Source organism: Nocardioides marinquilinus (assembly GCF_039543705.1).
GTDB classification, from domain to species: domain Bacteria; phylum Actinomycetota; class Actinomycetes; order Propionibacteriales; family Nocardioidaceae; genus Nocardioides; species Nocardioides marinquilinus.
Map to the genome: position 1 here is coordinate 373533 of NZ_BAABKG010000003.1, position 18880 is coordinate 392412.

General features: G+C 73.4%; 21 protein-coding genes. 10 read left to right on the forward strand and 11 right to left on the reverse strand.

Features of this window, described 5'->3' with window-relative positions; all coding sequences use genetic code 11:
• Nucleotides 1-141 precede the first annotated feature (141 nt).
• From ABEA04_RS12840 to ABEA04_RS12850, 3 genes are read left to right on the forward strand one after another with little or no spacing between them, the layout of a single operon-like run.
• A complete protein-coding gene (locus tag ABEA04_RS12840; protein WP_345458936.1) occupies nt 142-948 on the forward strand; it encodes an ABC transporter permease in 807 nt (268 codons plus the stop codon).
• Nucleotides 945-1775, forward strand: coding sequence for an ABC transporter permease (locus ABEA04_RS12845; protein ID WP_345458938.1), 831 nt, complete (start codon nt 945-947; stop codon nt 1773-1775). Before ABEA04_RS12840 ends, ABEA04_RS12845 begins: the two co-directional genes overlap by 4 nt.
• Entirely contained in the window at nt 1772-2755 is a 984-nt protein-coding gene (locus tag ABEA04_RS12850) for an ABC transporter ATP-binding protein (protein ID WP_345458940.1), read from the forward strand. The genes ABEA04_RS12845 and ABEA04_RS12850 overlap by 4 nt, the downstream gene beginning before the upstream one ends.
• A 153-nt stretch (nt 2756-2908) precedes the next feature.
• Here the strand turns inward: ABEA04_RS12850 and ABEA04_RS12855 are convergent, their stop codons facing one another.
• On the reverse strand, nt 2909-3697 hold the full coding sequence (locus tag ABEA04_RS12855) for a VWA domain-containing protein (RefSeq protein WP_345458941.1): 789 nt from the start codon (nt 3695-3697) through the stop codon (nt 2909-2911).
• Nucleotides 3698-3806: 109 nt separating this feature from the next.
• On the opposite strand from ABEA04_RS12855, the gene ABEA04_RS12860 reads away from it, so the two are divergent.
• Nucleotides 3807-4373, forward strand: coding sequence for a dihydrofolate reductase family protein (locus ABEA04_RS12860; RefSeq protein WP_345458943.1), 567 nt, complete (start codon nt 3807-3809; stop codon nt 4371-4373).
• Here the strand turns inward: ABEA04_RS12860 and ABEA04_RS12865 are convergent.
• The 3 genes from ABEA04_RS12865 to ABEA04_RS12875 all read right to left on the reverse strand — a co-directional run bounded on the left by ABEA04_RS12865 (nt 4363) and on the right by ABEA04_RS12875 (nt 8760).
• Entirely contained in the window at nt 4363-5034 is a 672-nt protein-coding gene (locus ABEA04_RS12865; protein ID WP_345458945.1) for a cyclase family protein, read from the reverse strand. The two genes, ABEA04_RS12860 and ABEA04_RS12865, sit on opposite strands and share 11 nt — an antisense overlap.
• Nucleotides 5031-6185 (reverse strand): class I SAM-dependent RNA methyltransferase, encoded by a 1155-nt coding sequence (locus ABEA04_RS12870; protein ID WP_425577027.1) that lies wholly within the window; start codon nt 6183-6185, stop codon nt 5031-5033. Before ABEA04_RS12870 ends, ABEA04_RS12865 begins: the two co-directional genes overlap by 4 nt.
• A gap of 523 nt (nt 6186-6708) precedes the next feature.
• Complete coding sequence (locus ABEA04_RS12875; protein WP_345458949.1) at nt 6709-8760, reverse strand: APC family permease; 2052 nt, start codon at nt 8758-8760, stop codon at nt 6709-6711.
• 70 nt (nt 8761-8830) lie between these two features.
• Between ABEA04_RS12875 and ABEA04_RS12880 the strand changes: the two genes are divergently transcribed.
• On the forward strand, nt 8831-9481 hold the full coding sequence (locus ABEA04_RS12880) for a potassium channel family protein (RefSeq protein WP_425577039.1): 651 nt from the start codon (nt 8831-8833) through the stop codon (nt 9479-9481).
• Complete coding sequence (locus ABEA04_RS12885; RefSeq protein ID WP_345458952.1) at nt 9478-10149, forward strand: potassium channel family protein; 672 nt, start codon at nt 9478-9480, stop codon at nt 10147-10149. The genes ABEA04_RS12880 and ABEA04_RS12885 overlap by 4 nt, the downstream gene beginning before the upstream one ends.
• A gap of 124 nt (nt 10150-10273) precedes the next feature.
• Here ABEA04_RS12885 and ABEA04_RS12890 read toward each other — a convergent pair whose 3' ends face one another.
• Genes ABEA04_RS12890 through dut form a run of 4 tightly spaced genes read right to left on the reverse strand, consistent with a single transcriptional unit; the run spans nt 10274 to nt 12577 of the window.
• Nucleotides 10274-11032, reverse strand: coding sequence for a DUF3159 domain-containing protein (locus ABEA04_RS12890; RefSeq protein ID WP_345458954.1), 759 nt, complete (start codon nt 11030-11032; stop codon nt 10274-10276).
• Nucleotides 11029-11391 carry an OB-fold nucleic acid binding domain-containing protein gene (locus ABEA04_RS12895; protein WP_425577028.1) on the reverse strand — a complete coding sequence of 121 codons (363 nt, stop codon included), beginning with the start codon at nt 11389-11391 and terminating at the stop codon, nt 11029-11031. Before ABEA04_RS12895 ends, ABEA04_RS12890 begins: the two co-directional genes overlap by 4 nt.
• A 41-nt stretch (nt 11392-11432) precedes the next feature.
• Entirely contained in the window at nt 11433-12092 is a 660-nt protein-coding gene (locus tag ABEA04_RS12900) for a DUF3710 domain-containing protein (protein ID WP_345458956.1), read from the reverse strand.
• Nucleotides 12093-12103: 11 nt separating this feature from the next.
• On the reverse strand, nt 12104-12577 hold the full coding sequence (gene dut / locus ABEA04_RS12905; RefSeq protein ID WP_345458958.1) for a dUTP diphosphatase: 474 nt from the start codon (nt 12575-12577) through the stop codon (nt 12104-12106).
• A gap of 65 nt (nt 12578-12642) precedes the next feature.
• On the opposite strand from dut, the gene ABEA04_RS12910 reads away from it, so the two are divergent.
• Both ABEA04_RS12910 and ABEA04_RS12915 read left to right on the forward strand, forming a co-directional pair.
• Nucleotides 12643-13122, forward strand: coding sequence for a DUF3093 domain-containing protein (locus tag ABEA04_RS12910; RefSeq protein ID WP_345458960.1), 480 nt, complete (start codon nt 12643-12645; stop codon nt 13120-13122).
• A 35-nt stretch (nt 13123-13157) separates the two neighbouring features.
• Nucleotides 13158-13490, forward strand: coding sequence for a DUF4235 domain-containing protein (locus ABEA04_RS12915; protein ID WP_345458962.1), 333 nt, complete (start codon nt 13158-13160; stop codon nt 13488-13490).
• A 184-nt stretch (nt 13491-13674) separates the two neighbouring features.
• Here the strand turns inward: ABEA04_RS12915 and ABEA04_RS12920 are convergent, their stop codons facing one another.
• The 3 genes from ABEA04_RS12920 to ABEA04_RS12930 all read right to left on the reverse strand — a co-directional run bounded on the left by ABEA04_RS12920 (nt 13675) and on the right by ABEA04_RS12930 (nt 16065).
• On the reverse strand, nt 13675-13965 hold the full coding sequence (locus ABEA04_RS12920) for a DUF4193 domain-containing protein (RefSeq protein ID WP_345460342.1): 291 nt from the start codon (nt 13963-13965) through the stop codon (nt 13675-13677).
• Nucleotides 13966-14122: 157 nt separating this feature from the next.
• Nucleotides 14123-14959: an inositol monophosphatase family protein gene (locus tag ABEA04_RS12925; protein WP_345458964.1), complete on the reverse strand. Its 837-nt coding sequence runs from the start codon at nt 14957-14959 to the stop codon at nt 14123-14125.
• Nucleotides 14956-16065 carry a ferrochelatase gene (locus tag ABEA04_RS12930; RefSeq protein ID WP_345458966.1) on the reverse strand — a complete coding sequence of 370 codons (1110 nt, stop codon included), beginning with the start codon at nt 16063-16065 and terminating at the stop codon, nt 14956-14958. Before ABEA04_RS12930 ends, ABEA04_RS12925 begins: the two co-directional genes overlap by 4 nt.
• 32 nt (nt 16066-16097) lie before the next feature.
• Here ABEA04_RS12930 and ABEA04_RS12935 point away from each other — a divergent pair, with 32 nt between their 5' ends.
• On the forward strand, nt 16098-17318 hold the full coding sequence (locus tag ABEA04_RS12935; protein WP_345458968.1) for an MFS transporter: 1221 nt from the start codon (nt 16098-16100) through the stop codon (nt 17316-17318).
• A gap of 9 nt (nt 17319-17327) precedes the next feature.
• Entirely contained in the window at nt 17328-18830 is a 1503-nt protein-coding gene (locus ABEA04_RS12940) for a M28 family peptidase (protein WP_345458970.1), read from the forward strand.
• Nucleotides 18831-18880: the final 50 nt, after the last annotated feature.

An 18880-nucleotide genomic window follows, 5' to 3' on the forward strand; every position in this document is an offset into this window, starting at 1 on the left:
GCCGCCGCGACGGTTGCCGCGGGTAGTGAGGCAGCCCTAACCCGGGCCTCCCCAAAGTGTCTCGATATCAAGATACATGACGTCGAGCGAGAGCAGAAGCCGTTGGCGCGCGCGTCGGGTCGCGGGTAGGTTCTCGCGCTTGTGCGCGCAGCGGGGAGGGTCTACCGGCGGCTCCTCGTCGCCGGCTTCCGGCGCCAGTCGACCTACCGGCTCGCGGCGCTCGGCGGCCTGGTCGCCAACACCACGTTCGGCTTCTTGAAGGTGGCGATCCTGTTCGCCGCGGTGCGCGCCGCCGGCGGTGAGCTGCAGGGCTACGACCTGGGCGCCGTCGCGGCCTACGTGTGGATCAGCCAGGGCATGCTCGGCTCGGTCAACCTCAACGGGCGCAGCGACCTGGCCGACCGCATCAAGGACGGCGACGTCGCGGTCGACCTGATGCGGCCGGTCGACGTGCAGGGAGCGTTCGTGGCCACCGAGGTCGGCCGCTCGCTCTTCGCGTTCCTGCCCCGCGGCCTGCCGACGTTCACGATCGGCGCGGTGGTGGTCGGCGTCCCGCTGCCCGACGACCCGCTCGTCTACCCGCTCGGGGTGCTCAGCATCCTGCTGGCCGTGACGGTCTCGGCGACCACCGTCTACCTGCTGGCCACCACCGGGTTCTGGCTCGTCGAGACCCGGGGCCTGCAGCTGCTCTACATGATCGTCTCGGGCTTCCTCGCCGGCCTGTACCTGCCGATCTGGTTCTTCCCCGACTGGCTCGTCGTGGTGGCGAGCGCGACGCCGTTCCCGGCGATGCTGATGTACCCGACCGACGTCCTCTCCGGGCGCGTCGACCTCGCCGGCGGCGTCGTCCACGTGCTCGTGCAGCTGGCCTGGCTCGCGGCGACCGTGGCGGCCGGGCAGGGCCTGACCCGGGCCGGGCGGCGCCGTCTGGAGGTGCAGGGCGGATGAGCGCCACCGGCCTCGCGTGGCGCGAGCGGACGGCGCCCTACCGCGCCGTCCTCGCCTCGCGCGTGCGCTCGCAGCGCAGCCACCGGGCGAGCTTCCGCACCGACGTCGCCAGCAGCCTCCTGGTCGGGCTGGTCGAGCTGGCCGAGGTGGCGGTGCTCTACGTGCAGGTCGAGAGCCTCGGCGGGCTCGACCTCAAGGCGGTGCTGCTCGTCTTCGCGATCGCCGACCTCGGCTTCTCGCTGGCCGACCTGGTGGTCGGTCACTGCGACAACATCCCGACCTACCTGCGCGCCGGCACGCTCGACGTGTTCTACCTGCGCCCGCAGCCGCTGCTGATGCAGCTGATCACCAGCGACCTGCAGCTGCGGCGCCTCGCCCGGGCCGCCGTCGCGCTGGTCGCGCTCGTCGTCGCGCTGGTGGTCAACGACGTCGACTGGGGCGTGGGGGCCGTCGGCCTGCTGGCGCTCGCGCTGGTGTGCGCGCCGCTGACCTTCGCGGCCATGTTCGTGTGGGCGGGCGGCGTGCAGTTCTTCCTCGTCGACGGCGCCGAGGCCACCAACGCCTTCGTCTACGGCGGCCGCTACGCCGCCTCCCAGCCCGCGACGGTGTGGGGCCGACCGCTCGTCGTCCTGTTCGGCTTCTTCTTCCCGATGGCGTTCACCGCGTTCCTGCCCGTGGTGACGCTGCTCGACCTGGACGGCGCCCAGCAGCTCGGCCTGCCGGGCTGGATCGGCTGGACGACGCCGCTCGCCGTCGTGTGGGCGTGGCTGCTGGCCGCGCTCAGCTGGCGCGTCGGGGTGCGGCACTACCAAGGAGGTGGCGGATGAGATCCGCTCCGGAGGCGATCGGCGCCGGCAATGATCCGATCATTCACAGCCGCGGTCTCGGCCGGGACTTCACCGTGCGCGAGGGCCTGCGGCGCCGCACCGTCGTCGCCGTCGACGACCTGTCGATCTCGGTGGCGGCCGGGGAGGCGGTCGGCTACATCGGCGCGAACGGCGCCGGCAAGTCGACGACGATCAAGATGCTCACCGGCATCCTCGTGCCCACCCGCGGCGAGGTGACCACCTGCGGCCTGCGGCCGGTGCCCGACCGGCGTCGGCTGGCGCGCGAGGTCGGCGTCGTCTTCGGCCAACGCACCCAGCTGTGGTGGGACCTACCGGTGCGGGAGTCGCTGCGCATCCTGGCCGCCATCCACTCCCTGTCCCCCGCCGCCGAGCGCGACCGCACCGACGAGCTGGTCGAGCGGCTCGAGCTGGAGGAGTTCCTGGGCACGCCGGTGCGGCAGCTCTCGCTCGGTCAGCGGATGCGCGCCGAGGTGGCTGCCGCGCTGCTGCACTCGCCGCGGCTGGTGATCCTCGACGAGCCGACCATCGGGCTCGACGTGCTGTCGAAGCAGCGGCTACGGGAGTTCCTCGTGGCCGAGCGGCGCAGCCACGGCACCACCCTGCTGCTCACCACCCACGACATGGGCGACGTCGAGCGGCTGTGCGACCGCATCCTGCTCGTCGACCGCGGCTCGCTCGTCTTCGACGGCACCCTCGCCGGCCTCTCGGCCACCGTCGGCGCCGAGCGGGTGATGGTGGTCGACCTCGCCGAGCCGGTGCCCGACCTCACCGTGCCCGGCACCCGGCACGTCGACAGCGAGGGCGGCGGCCTGCGCCACCGCCTCGCCTTCGACCCCGGCGCCACCACCGCCGCCCGTGTCCTCACCGAGGTCTCCCGCCACGCCGAGGTCCTCGACCTCGCCATCGAGGAGCCCGACGTCGAGGACGTCGTCCGTCGGGTCTACGCCTCGCGGCGGTGACATCTGCGCCTCCGCTCGTACCTCGCTTCGGCGCGTGCCCGCGGCGCCTTCATGCGCCGCGAACAGGCTGACCGTTCTCCGCTGCGGTCGGTCTCGCTGGCGCTCGGTCCGGATCCTGCGGGGCGGCGGGTGGGTGGCCGGGTCCCTCGGTGGTTACGCCAGCATGCCGAGGCGCTTGGCCTCGGTGACGTACTCGCCGTACTCGTCGAGCAGGGCGTCGATGAGCTGCTCGTCGGAGAGCGCGTCGATGGAGCCGATGGGCTTGTAGTCGGCGTTGTCGATGACGCGCTGCTCGAGGTCGTCGAGCTGCTGGAGGAAGTCGAACGACTCGCGGCCGATGGAGAGGAACTTCCAGAAGATCGGGGCGGTGGAGACCTCGATGAGGGCCTGCACGGCCTGCGGCTTGGAGTTGGGGGCGCCGTCGGTGAGGAAGATCGCGAAGACCGGCTCGGAGGCGGGGCGCAGGTTGTCGGGCAGGGCGACGTCCACGGCGCCCTCGACCTTCTTCTTGCGACCGAACAGGCCCTTCTTCTCGCCACCGGCGAGCTTCGGCGGCGCGAAGCCGAAGTGGTCGCGCACGACGCGGAAGGCGCCGGCGTAGTCGGTGGTGCCCATGCGGCGTCCCTGCGTGAGCCGGTCGACGGCGCCGGCGTAGTTGTCGAGCGGCACCTCGCCGAGGTGGGCGGCGGTGGAGTCGAAGACGAAGAAGTCGATGGCGCCGTCGTCGTCCAGCTGGGTGGCCAGCGCCAGGATGCGCTCGGTCAGCCTCTGCACCCGTCCCTCGCGGTACTCCCGCGTCATCGAGCCGCTGTAGTCCATGACCACCGCGACCTTCGCGCGGGTGCCGAACAGGTTGCGCTTCTCCAGGCTGACCTTCGCGGTCTTGGCGAGGTCGACCAGTCCGGGAGCGGTGGACTGGACCTTGTCGAGGGAGATGGGCACGGGGAGTCCTCTCGAGAAATCTGTGACGGGGGTGTCGTGTCCGCGGGTGGCGGTTCGTGGAGAGGATGCCAGCAGGCACCACACCTCAACCCCCTTGCAGGAGATCGACATGCGCACGCTGATCGTCACCACCTTCGTCTCCCTGGACGGCGTCGTCGAGGCCCCCGGCGGCGAGCCCGGTTACCGCAACGCGGGCTGGACGTTCCACGACCTCGTCTTCGACCCCGCCGCCTACGAGCTCAAGGACCGCGAGCAGAAGGAGGCCGGCGCCCTGCTCATGGGCCGCGTCAGCTACGAGGCGTTCGCGCCGGTGTGGCCGACGATGACCGAGGAGTTCGCCGGCTACAACACGATGCCGCGCTACGTCGTCTCGACCACCCTCGAGTCCGACGACGAGCGCTGGCCCGCCACGATCCTGCGCTCGCTGGACGACGTCGCCGCGCTCAAGGAGACCGACGGCGGCCCGATCAGCGTGCACGGCAGCGCCACCCTCGGCCGCGCCCTCGCGGACGCCGGCCTGGTCGACCGCTACCACCTGCTGCAGTTCCCGGTGCTGCTCGGCGCCGGCAAGCGGATGTGGAGCGAGACCGACAAGGACAAGCAGATGCTGCGCCTGGTCGAGAACGAGACCTACTCCAACGGCATCCAGAAGCTGGTCTACGACGTCATCCGCTGACGACGGCGAACGCCCGCACCGGGAAGGTGCACAGGCCGACGACGGCCGGCGGGACGGCGGTGAACCGCGCCCCGCGCGCCGGCAGGGCGGCCAGCCCGGTCAGGTGCTCGACGACCGGCACGTCGGCCCCGAGCAGCACCGTGTGCGCCGGCCGCTCGCCGCCGCGGGTGTCGTCGATGTTGACGGCGTCGATGCCCACCAGCGCGGCCCCGGCCCCGGCCAGGTGCCGGGCGCCGTCCTCGGTGAGGAACGGGTGGTCGGCGTCGCCGTAGTGAGCGGTGCGCCAGTGCCGGCTCCAGCCGGTGCGCAGCAGCACCGCGGCGCCGGCCAGCGGCAGGTCCGCCCCGAAGGTCGCGGCGTCGAAGGCCCGGACGCGGTCGGGGAGGTCGACCACGACGGCCGGCAGGTCGGCGCACCGCTCCAGCGGCAGGCCCGCGAGGTCGTGGCCGCCACGGTGGCGGTGACCGGGCGTGTCGAGGTAGGTGCCGGTGTTCGAGACCATCGCGATGCGCCCGATGGTGAACTCGGTGCCCGGCGCGTAGTGGTCGGCCGACTCCTCGAACCCGAGGTGGACGCCGATCTCGGGCGCCGGCAGCCCGGGGTAGGTCGTCATCCCGTGCTCGACGACGTGGCTGAGGTCGACCAGGCGGGTCGTGCTCACGACCGGCCGCCCGGGACGAGTCGGGCCACGCACTCCACGTGGTGCGTCATCGGGAACAGGTCGAGGGCGCGCAGCCCGTCGAGCCGGTAGCCGTGCTCGGCGAACAGCGCGACGTCGCGGGCGAGCGCGGCCGGGTCGCAGGCCACGTGGGCCACGGCGCGCGGGCGTCGGGCGACGACCGCCTCGACGACCTCGCGGCGGGCGCCGACCCGCGGCGGGTCGAGGACGACGAGGTCGACCTCCGGCGCGACGTCCGCGCCGGCCAGCGTCGCGGCGACGTCGCCGGTGAGCGCCTCGGCTCCCGGGGCGTTGACGCCGATCAGCCGGGCCGCGGCGGGCTCGCCCTCGACGGCGACGACGCGGCCGGCGTCCCCGACGCGCTCGAGCAGGAACCGCGAGAACAGCCCGACGCCGGCGAAGAGGTCGAGCGCGGACTCGCCCGGCTGCGGGTCGAGGGCCTCCAGGACGGCGTCCACGAGCGCCGTCGGGGCGCCGGGGTGCACCTGCCAGAACCCGCCCTCGGCGACCTCGAAGCCGACGTCGTGCACGGTGGTCGCGGGCGGCCGGTGGGCGTCGATGAGGCAGTCCTCGACCGGCACCAGGTCGTGGGAGCGGTGCTTGCGCATCGCGGTGCGACCGTCGGGCAGGCGGGCGTAGCGCTGCCGGGTGCGCCAGCGGAGCCCGTCGACGTCGCCGGGCACGGCCTCGACCGTCACCTCGACGTCGAGGCCGGCGACGCGCCGCAGCTGCTCGGCCACGACCGCCGCCTTGAGCTCGCGCTGGTGGGCGACCTCGACGTGCTGGAGGTCGCAACCGCCGCAGCCCCCGGGACCCGCCACGGGGCACGGCGCCGGCACCCGGTGCGCCGAGGCGGCGAGCACCTCGACGGCGTCCGCACGCCAGAACCGGTCGCCCTCGGTGCCCTCGGTGACCTCGACGACGACCCGCTCCCCCGGCAGCGCGTGGCGCACGAAGACCGCCCGGCCGTCGACGCGGGCCACGCAGTGCCCGCCGTGGGCCACCGGACCCACCTCGACCTCGAAGCGCTGCCCGACGACCGACGGGCCGCGGGGTGCGCGACGCCGTTTGGGCGACCTTCGGTGGTTCTGTGCCGGACCACGACTCACCCGCCCAGCGTGACAGGCGGCCACGCCTCGTCGGGCGGTGCACCAGCCACTGTCTGACCGCCGCGAACCGTGGCCCACGCACCGCCACCCCGGACCGGCCCCGTCGGGCGGTGCACCAGCCACCGTCCGCGCGTCCCGAACCGTGGCCCACGCACCGCTACACCGGCCCGGCCCCGTCGGGCGGTGCACCAGCCACCGTCCGACGGACACAGACCGTGGCCCACTCACCGCCCGCTGGGCCCGGTCTGCTGGGCGGTGACCTACTCACCGTTCCGCAACCTGATTCCGTAACTGGCGCACCGCTACCCCGATCCAGCCCCGTCGAGCGGTGAGCTGGTTACCGTTCCGCGACCCGATTCGGTAACTCACACACCGCCACCCCGAGCCAGCCCGACCCAGCGGTGAGCTGGTGACCGTTCCGCGACCCGATTCGGTAACTCACACACCGCCACCCCGAGCCAGCCCGACCCAGCGGTGAGCTGGTGACTGGTCCGCGACCGGACTCGGTAACTGACACACGGCCACCCCGGGCCCGGCAGCCGAACAACTAGCGGTTGACCTGGCCCCGGCGCGACTTCCGCTCATCGACCTGGCCGCGGCGGAGGTCGCCGGGGCGGACGCGCTGGGCGCCGCGCTGGCTGCGGTCGACGGCGAGCTGGGAGGAGCGCAGCTGGTAGGGCACCGAGATGACCATGACGCCGGGGGTGAACAGCAGCCGGCCCTTGAGGCGCAGGGCGGTCTGGTTGTGCAGGAACTGCTCCCACCAGCGGCCGACGACGTACTCGGGGATGTAGACCGCGACGACGCCGCGCGGGTTGGCCCGGCGGATCTCGCTGGCGTAGGCGACGATCGGGTTGACGAGCTCGCGGTAGGGCGAGTGCAGCAGCTTGAGCGGGACGCCGAGGTTGCGCCGCTCCCAGGCCTCCACCAGGGCCGTGGTGTCGTCCGGGTCGACCGCGACGTAGACCGCCTCGAGCACGTTGGGGCGCGAGGCCTTGGCGAAGGCCACCGCCCGCAGCGTGGGCTTGTGGATCTTGCCGACCAGCACGATCGCGTGCACCCGCGTGGGCAGCACCTTGTCGCCCTCGTCGGCGGCGAGCTCGTCGCTGACGTCGTCGTAGTGGCCCTTGATGCGGCGCATGACGGCGAAGAAGAACGCCATGGCCAGCAGCGTGATCCACGCCCCGGCGAGGAACTTGGTGATCAGGACGACGACCAGCACCACGGCGGTGAACGACAGGCCGATGGCGTTGATGACGCGCGAGCGCTGCATCCGGCGGCGGGTGGCCGGGTCGCGCTCGGTGGTCAGCTTGCGGGTCCAGTGCCGGATCATCCCGGCCTGGCTGAGGTTGAAGGAGACGAAGACGCCGACGATGTAGAGCTGGATCAGCCGGGTGGTCTCGGCGTTGAACGCCACGATCAGCACGATCGCCATCACGGCCAGGAAGACGATGCCGTTGGAGTAGGCCAGCCGGTCGCCGCGCGAGCCGAGGGCCCGCGGCGCGAAGCCGTCCTTGGCCAGGATCGAGCCGAGCACCGGGAAGCCGTTGAAGGCCGTGTTCGCGGCCAGCACCAGGATCAGCCCGGTGACGATGACGACGGCGTAGAAACCGGGCGAGAAGTCGGAGAAGACGGCCTTGGCGATCTGGGCGATGACGGCGTTCTGCTCGTAGCCGTCGCCCACGGGCGTCCCGTCCGGGTAGAGCAGCCGGTCCTGTTCGCTCGGGTCGACGTACTTCAGGCCCATCTGCTTGGCGAGCACGATGACGCTCACCATCATCGTGATCGCGATCGAGCCGAGCAGCAGCAGCGTGGTCGCGGCGTTGCGGCTCTTGGGTCGGCGGAACGCCGGGACGCCGTTGCTGATCGCCTCGACGCCGGTCAGCGCCGCGCAGCCGGACGAGAAGGCCCGCGCCAGCAGGAACAGCAGCGCGAAGGTCGTCAGCGACCCCTCGTAGTTCTCGTCGGGCACGATCGTCAGGTTGGCGCTCTCGACGTCGGGCAGCGTGCCCCCGGCGAGCTGCAGGAACCCGTAGAGGCAGGTGCCGATCACCGCCGCCATGAAGGCGTAGGTGGGGACGGCGAAGAAGGTGCCCGACTCGCGGATGCCGCGCAGGTTCATCGCCATCAGCACCACCACCATCACCGCGCCGACGGTGGCCTCGTGGTTGTGCAGGACAGGGATGGCGGCCCCGGCGTACTGCGCGGCCGCGGAGATCGACACCGCGACGGTGAGCACGTAGTCGACCAGCAGGGCGCTGGCGACGGTGGTGCCGGCGGTCCGGCCCAGGTTGACGGTGGCGACCTCGTAGTCGCCGCCGCCGCTGGGGTAGGCGTGCACGGTCTGGCGGTAGGAGGCGATGACCGCCGCCATCACCAGCGCCACGGCGATCGCGATCTTCCACGACCACACGTAGGCCGAGAACCCCGCGAGCGAGAGCATGATGAAGACCTCGTCTGGCGCGTAGGCGACCGACGAGAGCGCGTCGCTGGCGAAGACCGGGAGCGCGATCTTCTTGGGCAGCAACGTCTCGCCCAGCTGGGCGCTGCGCAGCTTGCGTCCCAGCAGGATCCGCTTAGAGACGTCGCCGACACCCACGAGCGGCAAGGGTACGACCTCGGACACCACCCGCGAGGACCGATACCGTGAGTGCGTGCACGTGGTGATCATGGGATGTGGCCGGGTCGGCTCGACGCTGGCTCGCAGCCTCGAGGAGCGCAACCACACGGTCGCGGTCATCGACAGCGACCCCGACTCGTTCCGCCGCCTCGGCCCCGCCTTCAACGGCGACAAGGTCACCGGCTACGGCTTCGACCAGCAGGTGCTGCAGAAGGCAGGCATCGGTCGCGCCGACGCCTTCGCGGCGGTCTCGAGCGGCGACAACTCCAACATCATCGCCGCGCGTGTCGCGCGCGAGTCGTTCGGCATCACGCAGGTCGTCGCCCGCATCTACGACCCGGGCCGCGCCGAGGTCTACCAGCGCCTCGGCATCACCACGGTCGCCACGGTGAAGTGGACCGCCGACCAGGTCCTGCGGCGGCTGCTGCCCGCCGGCACCGAACCCGACTTCCGCGACCCCAGCGGCACCATCCGCGTCGACCACGTGCCGGTGCCGGAGGTGTGGGTCGGCCAGCGCACGGTCGCCTTCCAGGAGCAGACCGGCAGCCGCATCGCCTGGATCGACCGCCTGGGCGAGGGCATGCTGCCCACGCGCGAGTCGGTCATCCAGGAGGGCGACCTCATCCACCTCGTGATGCGCGAGGCCGACGCGTCGCGCGCGTTCGCGATCATCAAGCAGGGCCCGGAGGAGTCGTCGTGAGGGTGGCCATCACCGGAGCCGGGGCCGTCGGGCGCTCGATCGCCCGCGAGCTGATCGGCAACGGGCACGCGGTGCTGCTCATCGACAAGGACGCCCGGGCGGTCAAGCCCGAGCGCGTGCCGGACGCCGAGTGGCTGCTGGCCGACTCGTGCGAGCTGTCCTCGCTCGAGGAGGCGCGTCTCGACCGGTGCGACGTCGTCATCGCCGCCACCGGCGACGACAAGGTCAACCTGGTCACCTCGCTGCTGGCCAAGACCGAGTTCGGCGTCCCCCGCACGGTGGCCCGGGTGAACCACCCCAACAACGAGTGGCTGTTCACCGAGGCCTGGGGCGTCGACGTCAACGTCTCGACGCCGCGCATCATGTCGGCGCTGGTCGAGGAGGCCGTCACCGTCGGCGACCTGGTGCGGCTGTTCACCTTCCGCCAGGGCAACGCCAACCTGGTCGAGATGACGCTGCCGGCCGAGTCGCCCTACGTGGGCAAGCCCACCGGCCTGATCCCGTTCCCCGAGAACTGCGCGCTGGTGACGATCCTGCGCGACGGCCAGGTCTACGTGCCCGACCCCGAGCAGCCGGTCGAGGCCGGCGACGAGCTGCTGTTCGTCGTCCCGGCCGAGGGCGAGGACGCCCTCGAGCACCTGCTCGCCCCCGACGCCCACCCGGGGTAGCCGGCGGGTCGCCCTTCGACAGGCTCAGGGTCCGTGGGCCCGGTCCTCGTCAGAGCTCGGCCGGCCCTGCACGATGGTCGAGGTGCGAGGCCGGCCACGGCCGAGCCTCGAGACCCCGGAGGCGTCAGGCCAGCCCGCGCTGCTCCCCCGGCTCCTCCAACGGTGTTGCGTTGCGGGCGAGGAGCCAGATCATGGCCGACCACGACGCGATGCGCAGCGGCCAGCCCAGGCCGTAGCGCAGGGCCGCGATGACGGCGACGGCGGTGTCGGGATCCATGGCGTCGCGCCACCCGAGCAGCCACACCGGCCCCTGCAGCAGGACGCCGATCGCCCCGGGCGCGCCGAGCAGCAGGGTCAGCCGCGAGCACAGCCGCACCACCTGCTTGTCGGCATGCCAGGCGGTGGGGTCGCCGGTGACGCTGCCGAGCATGAACCCGATCAGCGGCCAGCCCGCGACGACCGAGCCGGCCAGCAGCACCGTGTAGGCCAGGCTGTAGAGGATGCCGGGCAGGAAGAACGCGAGGGCCTGGTCGGACTCCGAGCCGCCCGAGGACTGCGCGATGCGCACGAAGACCCAGCCGATGCCGATCGAGAACACGGCGTTGACGACGTACTGCACCGTGCTGCGCTGCAGCAGCCGCAGCACGAGCGCCAGGCCGGCCGCCGCCAGGCTCAGCACCAGCGCGAGCCGCAGGTCCTTGGTCGGCAGCCAGACCGCGGTGAACAGGATGCCGGGGATGCCGGCCTCGACCATGCCGCGCTTGCCGCCGAGGGCCTTCGCCATCTGCTGGCGCACCATCGCCTCGACGGTGGCCACGGTGGGTGGCGGGCGCTCCTCGCCGGGCACGCGCTCGCCCTCCCGGTCGCCGTGGGTGGCGCTCATCCGAGCAGCTCGTACTTCGGGTTGTACATGACCCGCTCGTTGTCATGGATGCCGATGCGGCCCTGCACCTGCAGCGACCGGCCGGGGTCGATGCCGGCGATGCGGCGCCGTCCGAGCCAGAGGATGGTCAGCGAGCCGGAGCCGTCGTACAGCTCGGCCTCGAGCGCCGGGACGCCGCCGCGGGGCCGCACCGTCACGGTGCGCACCGAGCCGCGCAGGGTCACCATCTGCCGGTCGGGGCACTCGGCGATGGAGGCGTTGTGGTCGTCGACGAACTCGGCGCGCATGTCGCGCGCGTAGCCGTCGTCGGCGTTGGCCCACCGGCTGATCGTGCGACGCAGCCTGCTCTTGCCCGCCACCTCGTGACTCCCGTGACCCTCGCGACCGGCCGGGCGGCCGGTCAGGCCTCGCGCTTGCCGCGCTGGCGGGCCGGACCGACGCGTCGGGCGTTCTCGGGCAGCACGAGCGGGAGCGGCTCGCCGACCGGCAGCGGGTGGTCGCCACGGCGGACGGCGATCTGGGTCAGCGCGTCCTCCCACGCCGCGGCCTCGTCGGGCTCGCGGGCGGGACGTCCGAGCAGAGTGGCGCGCAGCAGCCACCGCGAGCCGTTGATGCCGAGGATGCGCGAGTGCTGGACCCCCTTGCCCTCGGGCCGGTCGACCTGGATCTCGCAGGAGAGCTCGGTGCCGAAGCGGCCCTCCCGCTCCTGCGCGGTGCCGCCGCGGCGCGTCATGTCGTCGGCGATCTGCGGGCGCACCTCGCTCCAGAGGTCGCCGTGGCGCGGTGCCGCGAAGGCCCGCAGCTCGACCGCGCCGTCGGGGCCCGCGAGCATCACCGACTGCACCTGGCCCGAGGACTCGTCGACCTGCATGCGCAGCTCGAGGCCGCCCTGCGGGGCGACGAGCAGCGAGCCGAGGTCGACGCGCTCGACGCCGTCGTCCTCGACCTCCTCGGCGTCGAACGGGCCGACCGGCCCGTCGCCGGCGTCGCCGCCGTCGGCCTGGCCGTCCGTCGTCTCGTCGACCTCGGGGTCGGCAACGGACTTGCGGCGGAACCTCACGAACTACTCCTTCACGACTGCTGGGTGGCGTCCGGGTCTGCCCCGAAGCCGCCGGTAGAACCGTATCCCCCGTCGCCACGGACGCTCTCGGGCAGGCGGTCGACCTCGACGAAGCGCGCGTGCTCGACCCTCTGCACCACCAGCTGCGCGACCCGGTCGCCACGACGCAGGACGACGCTCTCGCGCGGGTCGAGGTTGACCAGCAGCACCGAGACCTCGCCGCGGTAGCCGGCGTCGATCGTGCCGGGCGCGTTGACGATCGTCAGGCCGTGCCGCGCGGCCAGGCCCGAGCGCGGGTGCACCAGACCGACGTGGCCCTCGGGCAGCACGATGGCGATGCCGGTGGGCACCAGCGCGCGCTCGCCGGGAGCGAGCGTGACGTCGACCGTGGTGCGCAGGTCGGCGCCGGCGTCACCGGGATGGGCGTAGGAGGGCAGCGGCAGGCCCGGGTCGAGCCGCACCACCGAGATCTCGAGGTCGGGCACGCCCGGGACCCTAGCGGGACGCCCTGGCGCGGGCCGGTGCCCGCCCGGATGGGAAACTCGGTCCCGTGGAGCTGCCCCCCGCGACCCGCTACGCCGAGCGGCTCCACGTCCCGCTGCGCTGGTGGGTGCAGGGCACGATGCTCATCGCCACGCTGTGGCTGGCGCTCGTGGTCGCCGTCCCGCCCGCGCTGGCGTGGGTCGTCACCGGTCTCGCCCTCGCGCTGCTCGCGGCCGGGCTCCGCGCCATCGGCTCGCCCCGCATCGTGGTGGCCGGCGACGTGCTGCAGGTCGGCCGGGCCCGCATCGAGGCCCGCCACCTCGGGACGGCGGTCGCCCTCGACGCCGAGCAGACCCGCCGCGTGGCCGGCCGCGAGGCCGACGCCCGCGCCCACCTGGTGCTGCGGCCCTACCTGCCCCGGGCGGTGCGGGTCGAGATCACCGACCCCGCCGACCCGGCGCCGTACTGGCTGGTCGGCTCGCGGCATCCCGACCGGCTCGCGGGCGCCGTCGGCGCGATGACCGGACGCCACGGCGCCGGGCACTGAGGTCGCCGGCCGGGGCCGGGCACTAGGGTCGGCCCATGGCGAAGAAGGACGGCGGGCCCAAGCAGAGCTCGAAGGTGTGGTCGGTGTTCGCGCTGGCCTCCGCGCTCGGCGCGGCGAGCCTGACCAAGAAGGCGCTCGACACCGGCTGGAAGGCCGCGACGCGGCGCCAGCCGCCCGAGAACCCCGCCGACCCCGACGTCGACCTGCGCGAGGCCGTGGCCTGGGCCGTGGTCAGCGGCGCGTTCGTCGGCCTCGCCCGCATGCTCGCCCAGCGCCGGGCCGCCGGCTACTACTTCAAGAGCACCGGCAACCTGCCGCCCGGGCTGCGCAAGGACGACCAGCGGCTCGACCTCGGCGCCAAGAAGTAGCCACTGCTCGGCTCCCGGACCACGCTCGTCGCCGGAGCACCACCTCGACCATCGTCGAGGTGGTGCCGTCACGGTGGTCGAGGTGCGAGGCCGGCCACGGCCGATCCTCGAGACCCCCGCGAGACCCCCGGACGCAGAACGGGTCCCGAGCCGGTGGCTCGGGACCCGTGCGATCGAGGTGCGCTCAGACGCAGTCGACGCAGATCAGCTTCTTCTCGTCGGCCAGCTGGCTGCGGTGGTGCACCAGGAAGCAGCTCATGCAGGTGAACTCGTCCTCCTGCTTGGGCTTGACCTCGACGGCCAGCTCCTCGTGCGAGAGGTCGGCGCCGGGCAGCTCGAAGGACTCGGCGGCCTCGGTCTCGTCCTCGTCGACCTTGCCCGAGTTCTTGTCGTGCCGGCGGGCCTTGAGCTCCTCGATGCTCTCCTCGGACTGGTCTTCCTCGTTCTTTCGCGGTGCGTCGTAGTCGGTCGCCATCGCGTCGCTCACTCCCTCCCGGTCGATGGGCCCACGGGACCTCGTTGATCCCCTGGTGGGCCGGTCCCCCACATCCGGCGCGGCAGATCATGCACCATGGGACCAAAGGCCGGAACACTGGTCCGGACCGGTCGTGCCAACAGCGCGCAGGCGCGCTCTATTCCGGCGTGTCGGCGGCCCAGAAACCGGCCTCGATCGTGGCCCGCCGCAGCTCGTCGAAGCCGTGTGCCGGGGCACACAGCAAGAGGGTCAGTCCGCCGCGTCCGACGCCCAGCTCGGTGCGCGCCCCGGCCGCCCGCGCGATGAGCCCGCCGGCCGCGTGGTCCCACAGGTTGACGCCCTCCTCGACGTAGCCGTCGACGCGTCCCTCGGCCACCGCGCAGAGGTCGAGGGCGGCCGAGCCGAAGCGGCGCACGTCGCGCACCCGCGGCACCAGGTGCGCGATCGCCGCGGCCTGCACGACCTTCACCTCGGTGACGTAGGAGAACCCGGTGGCGACCAGGCTCCGGTCGAGCGGGGCGGGGTCGCGCACCGCGATCGGCCGGCCGTCGCGCTCGGCGACGGTGGCGCCGTCGACGCCGGGGCGGGCGACGTACTCGACCCGCTTGGCGACGTCGAGGACGACGCCGGCCACCGCCTCGCCGTCGACCTCGGCGGCGATCGAGACGGCGTACTGCGGGATGCCGTAGAGGAAGTTGACGGTGCCGTCGATCGGGTCGACGACCCAGCGCACGCCGCTGGTGCCGGCGACGTCGTCGCCCTCCTCACCGAGGATCGCGTCGTCGGGACGCCGCTCGGCCAGCCGGCCGCGGATCAGCGCCTCGGCCGCGCGGTCGACCTCGGTGACGACGTCGATCGCGCTGGTCTTGGTGTCGGCGACCGTGACGCCCTCGCTGTGCTCGCGGATGAGCTCGGCTGCCTCGCGTGCGATCTCGAGGGCGGTGGTCGCGAGGGCGGCGGCGTCGGCGGCGTCGGCGGCGTCGGCGGTGCTCACGCGGTGTCCTGGCACAGCGCGGGCCGCTCGGCGCGCGGGTTGGGGCAGCAGCCGACCGGGCAGCGGTCCCACATCGGGCCGGTCGCACCGAGCGCCGGCTGCTCGGGGTCGCCGCCGCGCTCGCGCTCGGCCCGCTCGAGCAGCAGCTGCCGGACGACGGCCACGAACCGCTCGTCGTCGCCCGGGGTGCCCGCGCGACGCACCGGCAGGCCCAGCTTCTCGGCGGTCTCCATGGCCTCGGTGTCGAGGTCGTAGATGACCTCCATGTGGTCGCTGACGAAGCCGACCGGCACCAGGACGGCGCCGGGCACGCCCTGCGCCGCCAGCGCCTCGAGGTGGTCGTTGACGTCGGGCTCGAGCCACGGCGTCCGCGGCGAGCCGGAGCGCGAGCAGTAGACGAGGTCGTGCTCGCGCTCGACACCCGTGACCTCGGCGACCCGGCCGGACACGACCGCGGCGACGTCGCGGTGCTGCCGCTCGTAGGCGCCGCCGCCCTGGGCGGGCGGACCGCTCGAGTCGTTCATCGCGGTCGGGATCGAGTGGGTGACGAAGACGATGCGGGCGCCGTCCCGCGCCTCGTCGGGCAGGTCGGCGAGCGCGGCCACGGTGGCGTCGACGACAGGTGCCACGAAGCCCGGGTGGTTGAAGTAGTGGCGCAGCTTGTCGAGCGCCGGCCGGGCCGCGCCGTCGGGGAGCGCGTCGACGGCGTCCCAGAGGTTCTCGCGGTACTGCCGGCACGACGACCACGACGAGTAGGCGCTGGTGACGAAGCAGGCGGCGCGGGTGACGCCGTCCTCGCTCATCTGCCGCAGCGTGTCCTTCAGGTAGGGGTCCCAGTTGCGGTTGCCCCAGTAGACCGGCAGGTCGATGCCGTGGGCGGCGAGGTCGGCGCGCATCGCGGCGAGGAACGAGCGGTTCTGGTCGTTGATCGGGCTGCGGCCACCGAAGAGGTAGTAGTGCTCGCCGACCTCCTCGAGCCGCTCGCGCGGGATGCCGCGGCCGCGGGTCACGTTCTCGAGGAACGGGACGACGTCGTCGGGGCCCTCGGGGCCCCCGAAGGAGACCAGCAGCAGGGCGTCGTAGGGCGAGACGTCGGGATTCGGCACTTCCTCATCGTAGGGAGCACCATCGAGCCGCCATGCTCGAGACCTACCGCCGCATCCTGAGCCGCCCGGGCACCGCGCTGTTCAGCGCCACCGGCCTGGTCGCGCGGCTGCCCATCTCGATGGTCGGTCTCGGCACCGTGCTGCTCGTCGAGAACGAGACCGGCTCCTACGGCCTCGCGGGGTCGGTCTCCGGCGTCGGGCTCGTCGCCAACGCCGCGTTCGCCGTCCCGCAGGGGCGGTGGGCCGACCGGCTCGGGCAGGCCCGGGTGCTGCCGATCGCCATCACGATCTGGGGCGTCGCGCTGGCGGTGCTGATGTGGGCGGTCGAGTCGGGCCAGCCGCTGCTCGTGGCCTACGTGGCGGCCGCCGTCGGCGGCGCCGCGCTGCCCGGCGTCGGGTCGTGCGTGCGCGCCCGCTGGGCCCACGCCCTGCCCGACGCCCGCGAGCGGCAGACCGCGTTCGCGCTCGAGGCGGTGGCCGACGAGGCGGTCTTCGTCACCGGCCCGATCGTGGTCACGATGCTGGCGACGGCCGTCGACCCGGTCGCCGGGCTGACCACCGCCGTGGTCGCGGGCCTGGCCGGCACCTACGTGTTCTCCGCGCAGCGCGCCACCGCCCCGCCGCCGCACCCGCCCGAGCACGACCGCACCCAGCGACCCCGGATGCCGTGGTCGACCGTGCTGCCGCTGGCCGTGGTCTGCCTGGCGCTCGGCACCCTGTTCGGGGCCGCCGAGGTCACCACCGTCGCCTTTGCCGAGGAGCGCGACGTCGAGGCGCTCGCCGGCGTCCTGCTCGCGCTGTGGGCGGCCGGCAGCCTGATCGCCGGCGTGCTCACCGGCGCGGTGGTGTGGCGCGCCGAGCTGGTGGTGCGGCTGCGGGTCGGCGCCGCCGCGATGACGGTGACGATGGTCCCGCTCGCCCTCATCGACTCGGTGCTGCTCATGGCCGGCGTCCTGTTCGTGGCCGGCTTCGCCATCGCCCCCACCCTCATCGCCAGCATGTCGCTGGCCGAGTCGACGGTGCCGCCGTCGCGGCTCACCGAGGGGATGGCGTTCCTGCACACCGGGCTGGTGGCCGGCGTCGCGCCGGGCGCCACGCTGTCCGGTCTCGTGGTCGACGCCTCCGGCGCCTCGCCGGCCTACCTGGTCTCGGCGGTGGCCGGCGCGGTGGCGCTCGGAGCCGCCTGCCTGACGCGCCCGAGGCAGGTCGTGCCGGCCGCGGCGACGGTTGTGCCGACCGACCGCGTTGCCTAGCCTCCGCACATGGATTCTCGGGAACCCTCTGTCCTGCCCACCCCTCATCACGCCGACGACGCCCCCGTCGCGGGCCTGAGCCGTCGCTCGGTCGTCGCCGGCCTCGCCGGCAGCGTGGCCGTCGTGGCCGCCGGTCAGCCCGCCTGGGCCGCCGACGCCCGGCGTCCCGGCTCGGCGAGGGCCGCGTCGTTGCGCCCTGCCGACCGCAAGGTCGTCGGCGGCATCCGCCCGGCCCAGGCGCTGCGTCACCTGCGCGGCCTCTCGGAGGACATCGGTCCCCGCATCGGCGGCACCGGGTCGGAGTACGCCGCCGCGCAGTACATCGCCGGCGAGCTCGACCGGCACCGGCTCGCCGTCCGCCTCGAGCCGTTCCCCGTCGCCGACAAGTTCCTCGCCCAGGTCGACGACCCGGCCGGACAGCTCGCCGACGACATCTGCTGGCAGGCCGGGGCGTCGCCGGACGCCGGCCTCGACGTCCGGGTGAGCGGCCCGGCGGTCGACGTCGGCTCGGCCGCGGCCCCGGTGTGGCCGGCGGCCGGCGTCACCGGCGCGGTCGTGCTCGCCGACGACGCCCAGAACGCCACCGACCCCGTCGCCCGCGTGAACCAGCGCGCGGCGTTCGTCGCCGACGCGCAGGGCCGCGGCGCGGTCGCCGTCGTCCTGCTGCCGGCCGACCAGGCCTTCCCGCGGCGGGCGCAGGCGGCGTCCCTGCGGCTCGTCCCGACCACCGGCACCACCCCTCCGCCGCCCACGCCGGTCGCGACCGTCCCGGTGATCGGCGTCGCGCAGGTGCAGAAGCGGCTGCTGCGAGAAGAGCTCGCCGTGCGGGCGCTGCCGCTGCAGGTCTCCACCACCGCGCACCGCAACCTGACCAGCCACAACGTCATCGCCGAGCGCCCGTCCGGACGTCGTGGGCTCTCGCCGCTGGTCTACATCGGCGCCCACTACGACTCCGTCATCGGCGCACCCGGCGCCAACGACGACGGGTCGGGCACGGCGCTGACGCTCGAGCTGGCGCGGGTCTTCAAGAGCCTCGGCAGCACGACGGCCGGCGTCCGGTTCGCGCTGTGGGGCTCGGAGGAGCAGGGCCTGATCGGCTCGCGGTACCACGTGGCGCAGCTGCCGCAGGTCGAGCGCGACCGCATCCGCGGCGCCTTCAACAACGACATGGTCGGCACCAGCTGGGCGCCTGCCACCCGCTACTGGCTGCTCAGCTTCGACGGGCAGGCGAACGCGACGACGCAGACGGTGGCCGCGGCGGCGACCCGGCTCGGCTACGCCCCGCAGACCTCGCCGGTCACCGAGCGCGGCGCCAGCGACCACCAGTCGTTCCAGGAGGTCGGCATCGCCTCGGCCAACTTCTCCTGGCGCGGCGAGGCCAGCCCGGCGCTGCTCGAGCCGCCGTACCACTCGCCCGAGGACACGATCGCGAAGAACATCAGCATCGACCGGCTGACGGTGAGCATGGAGCTCATCGGCTGCGCCGCCTACGACCTGGCCTCGCGCCGCTGACGCACGCCTACCCCGCCGGGCCGCGTGGTCCGGCGGGGTGAGGGGCGGCG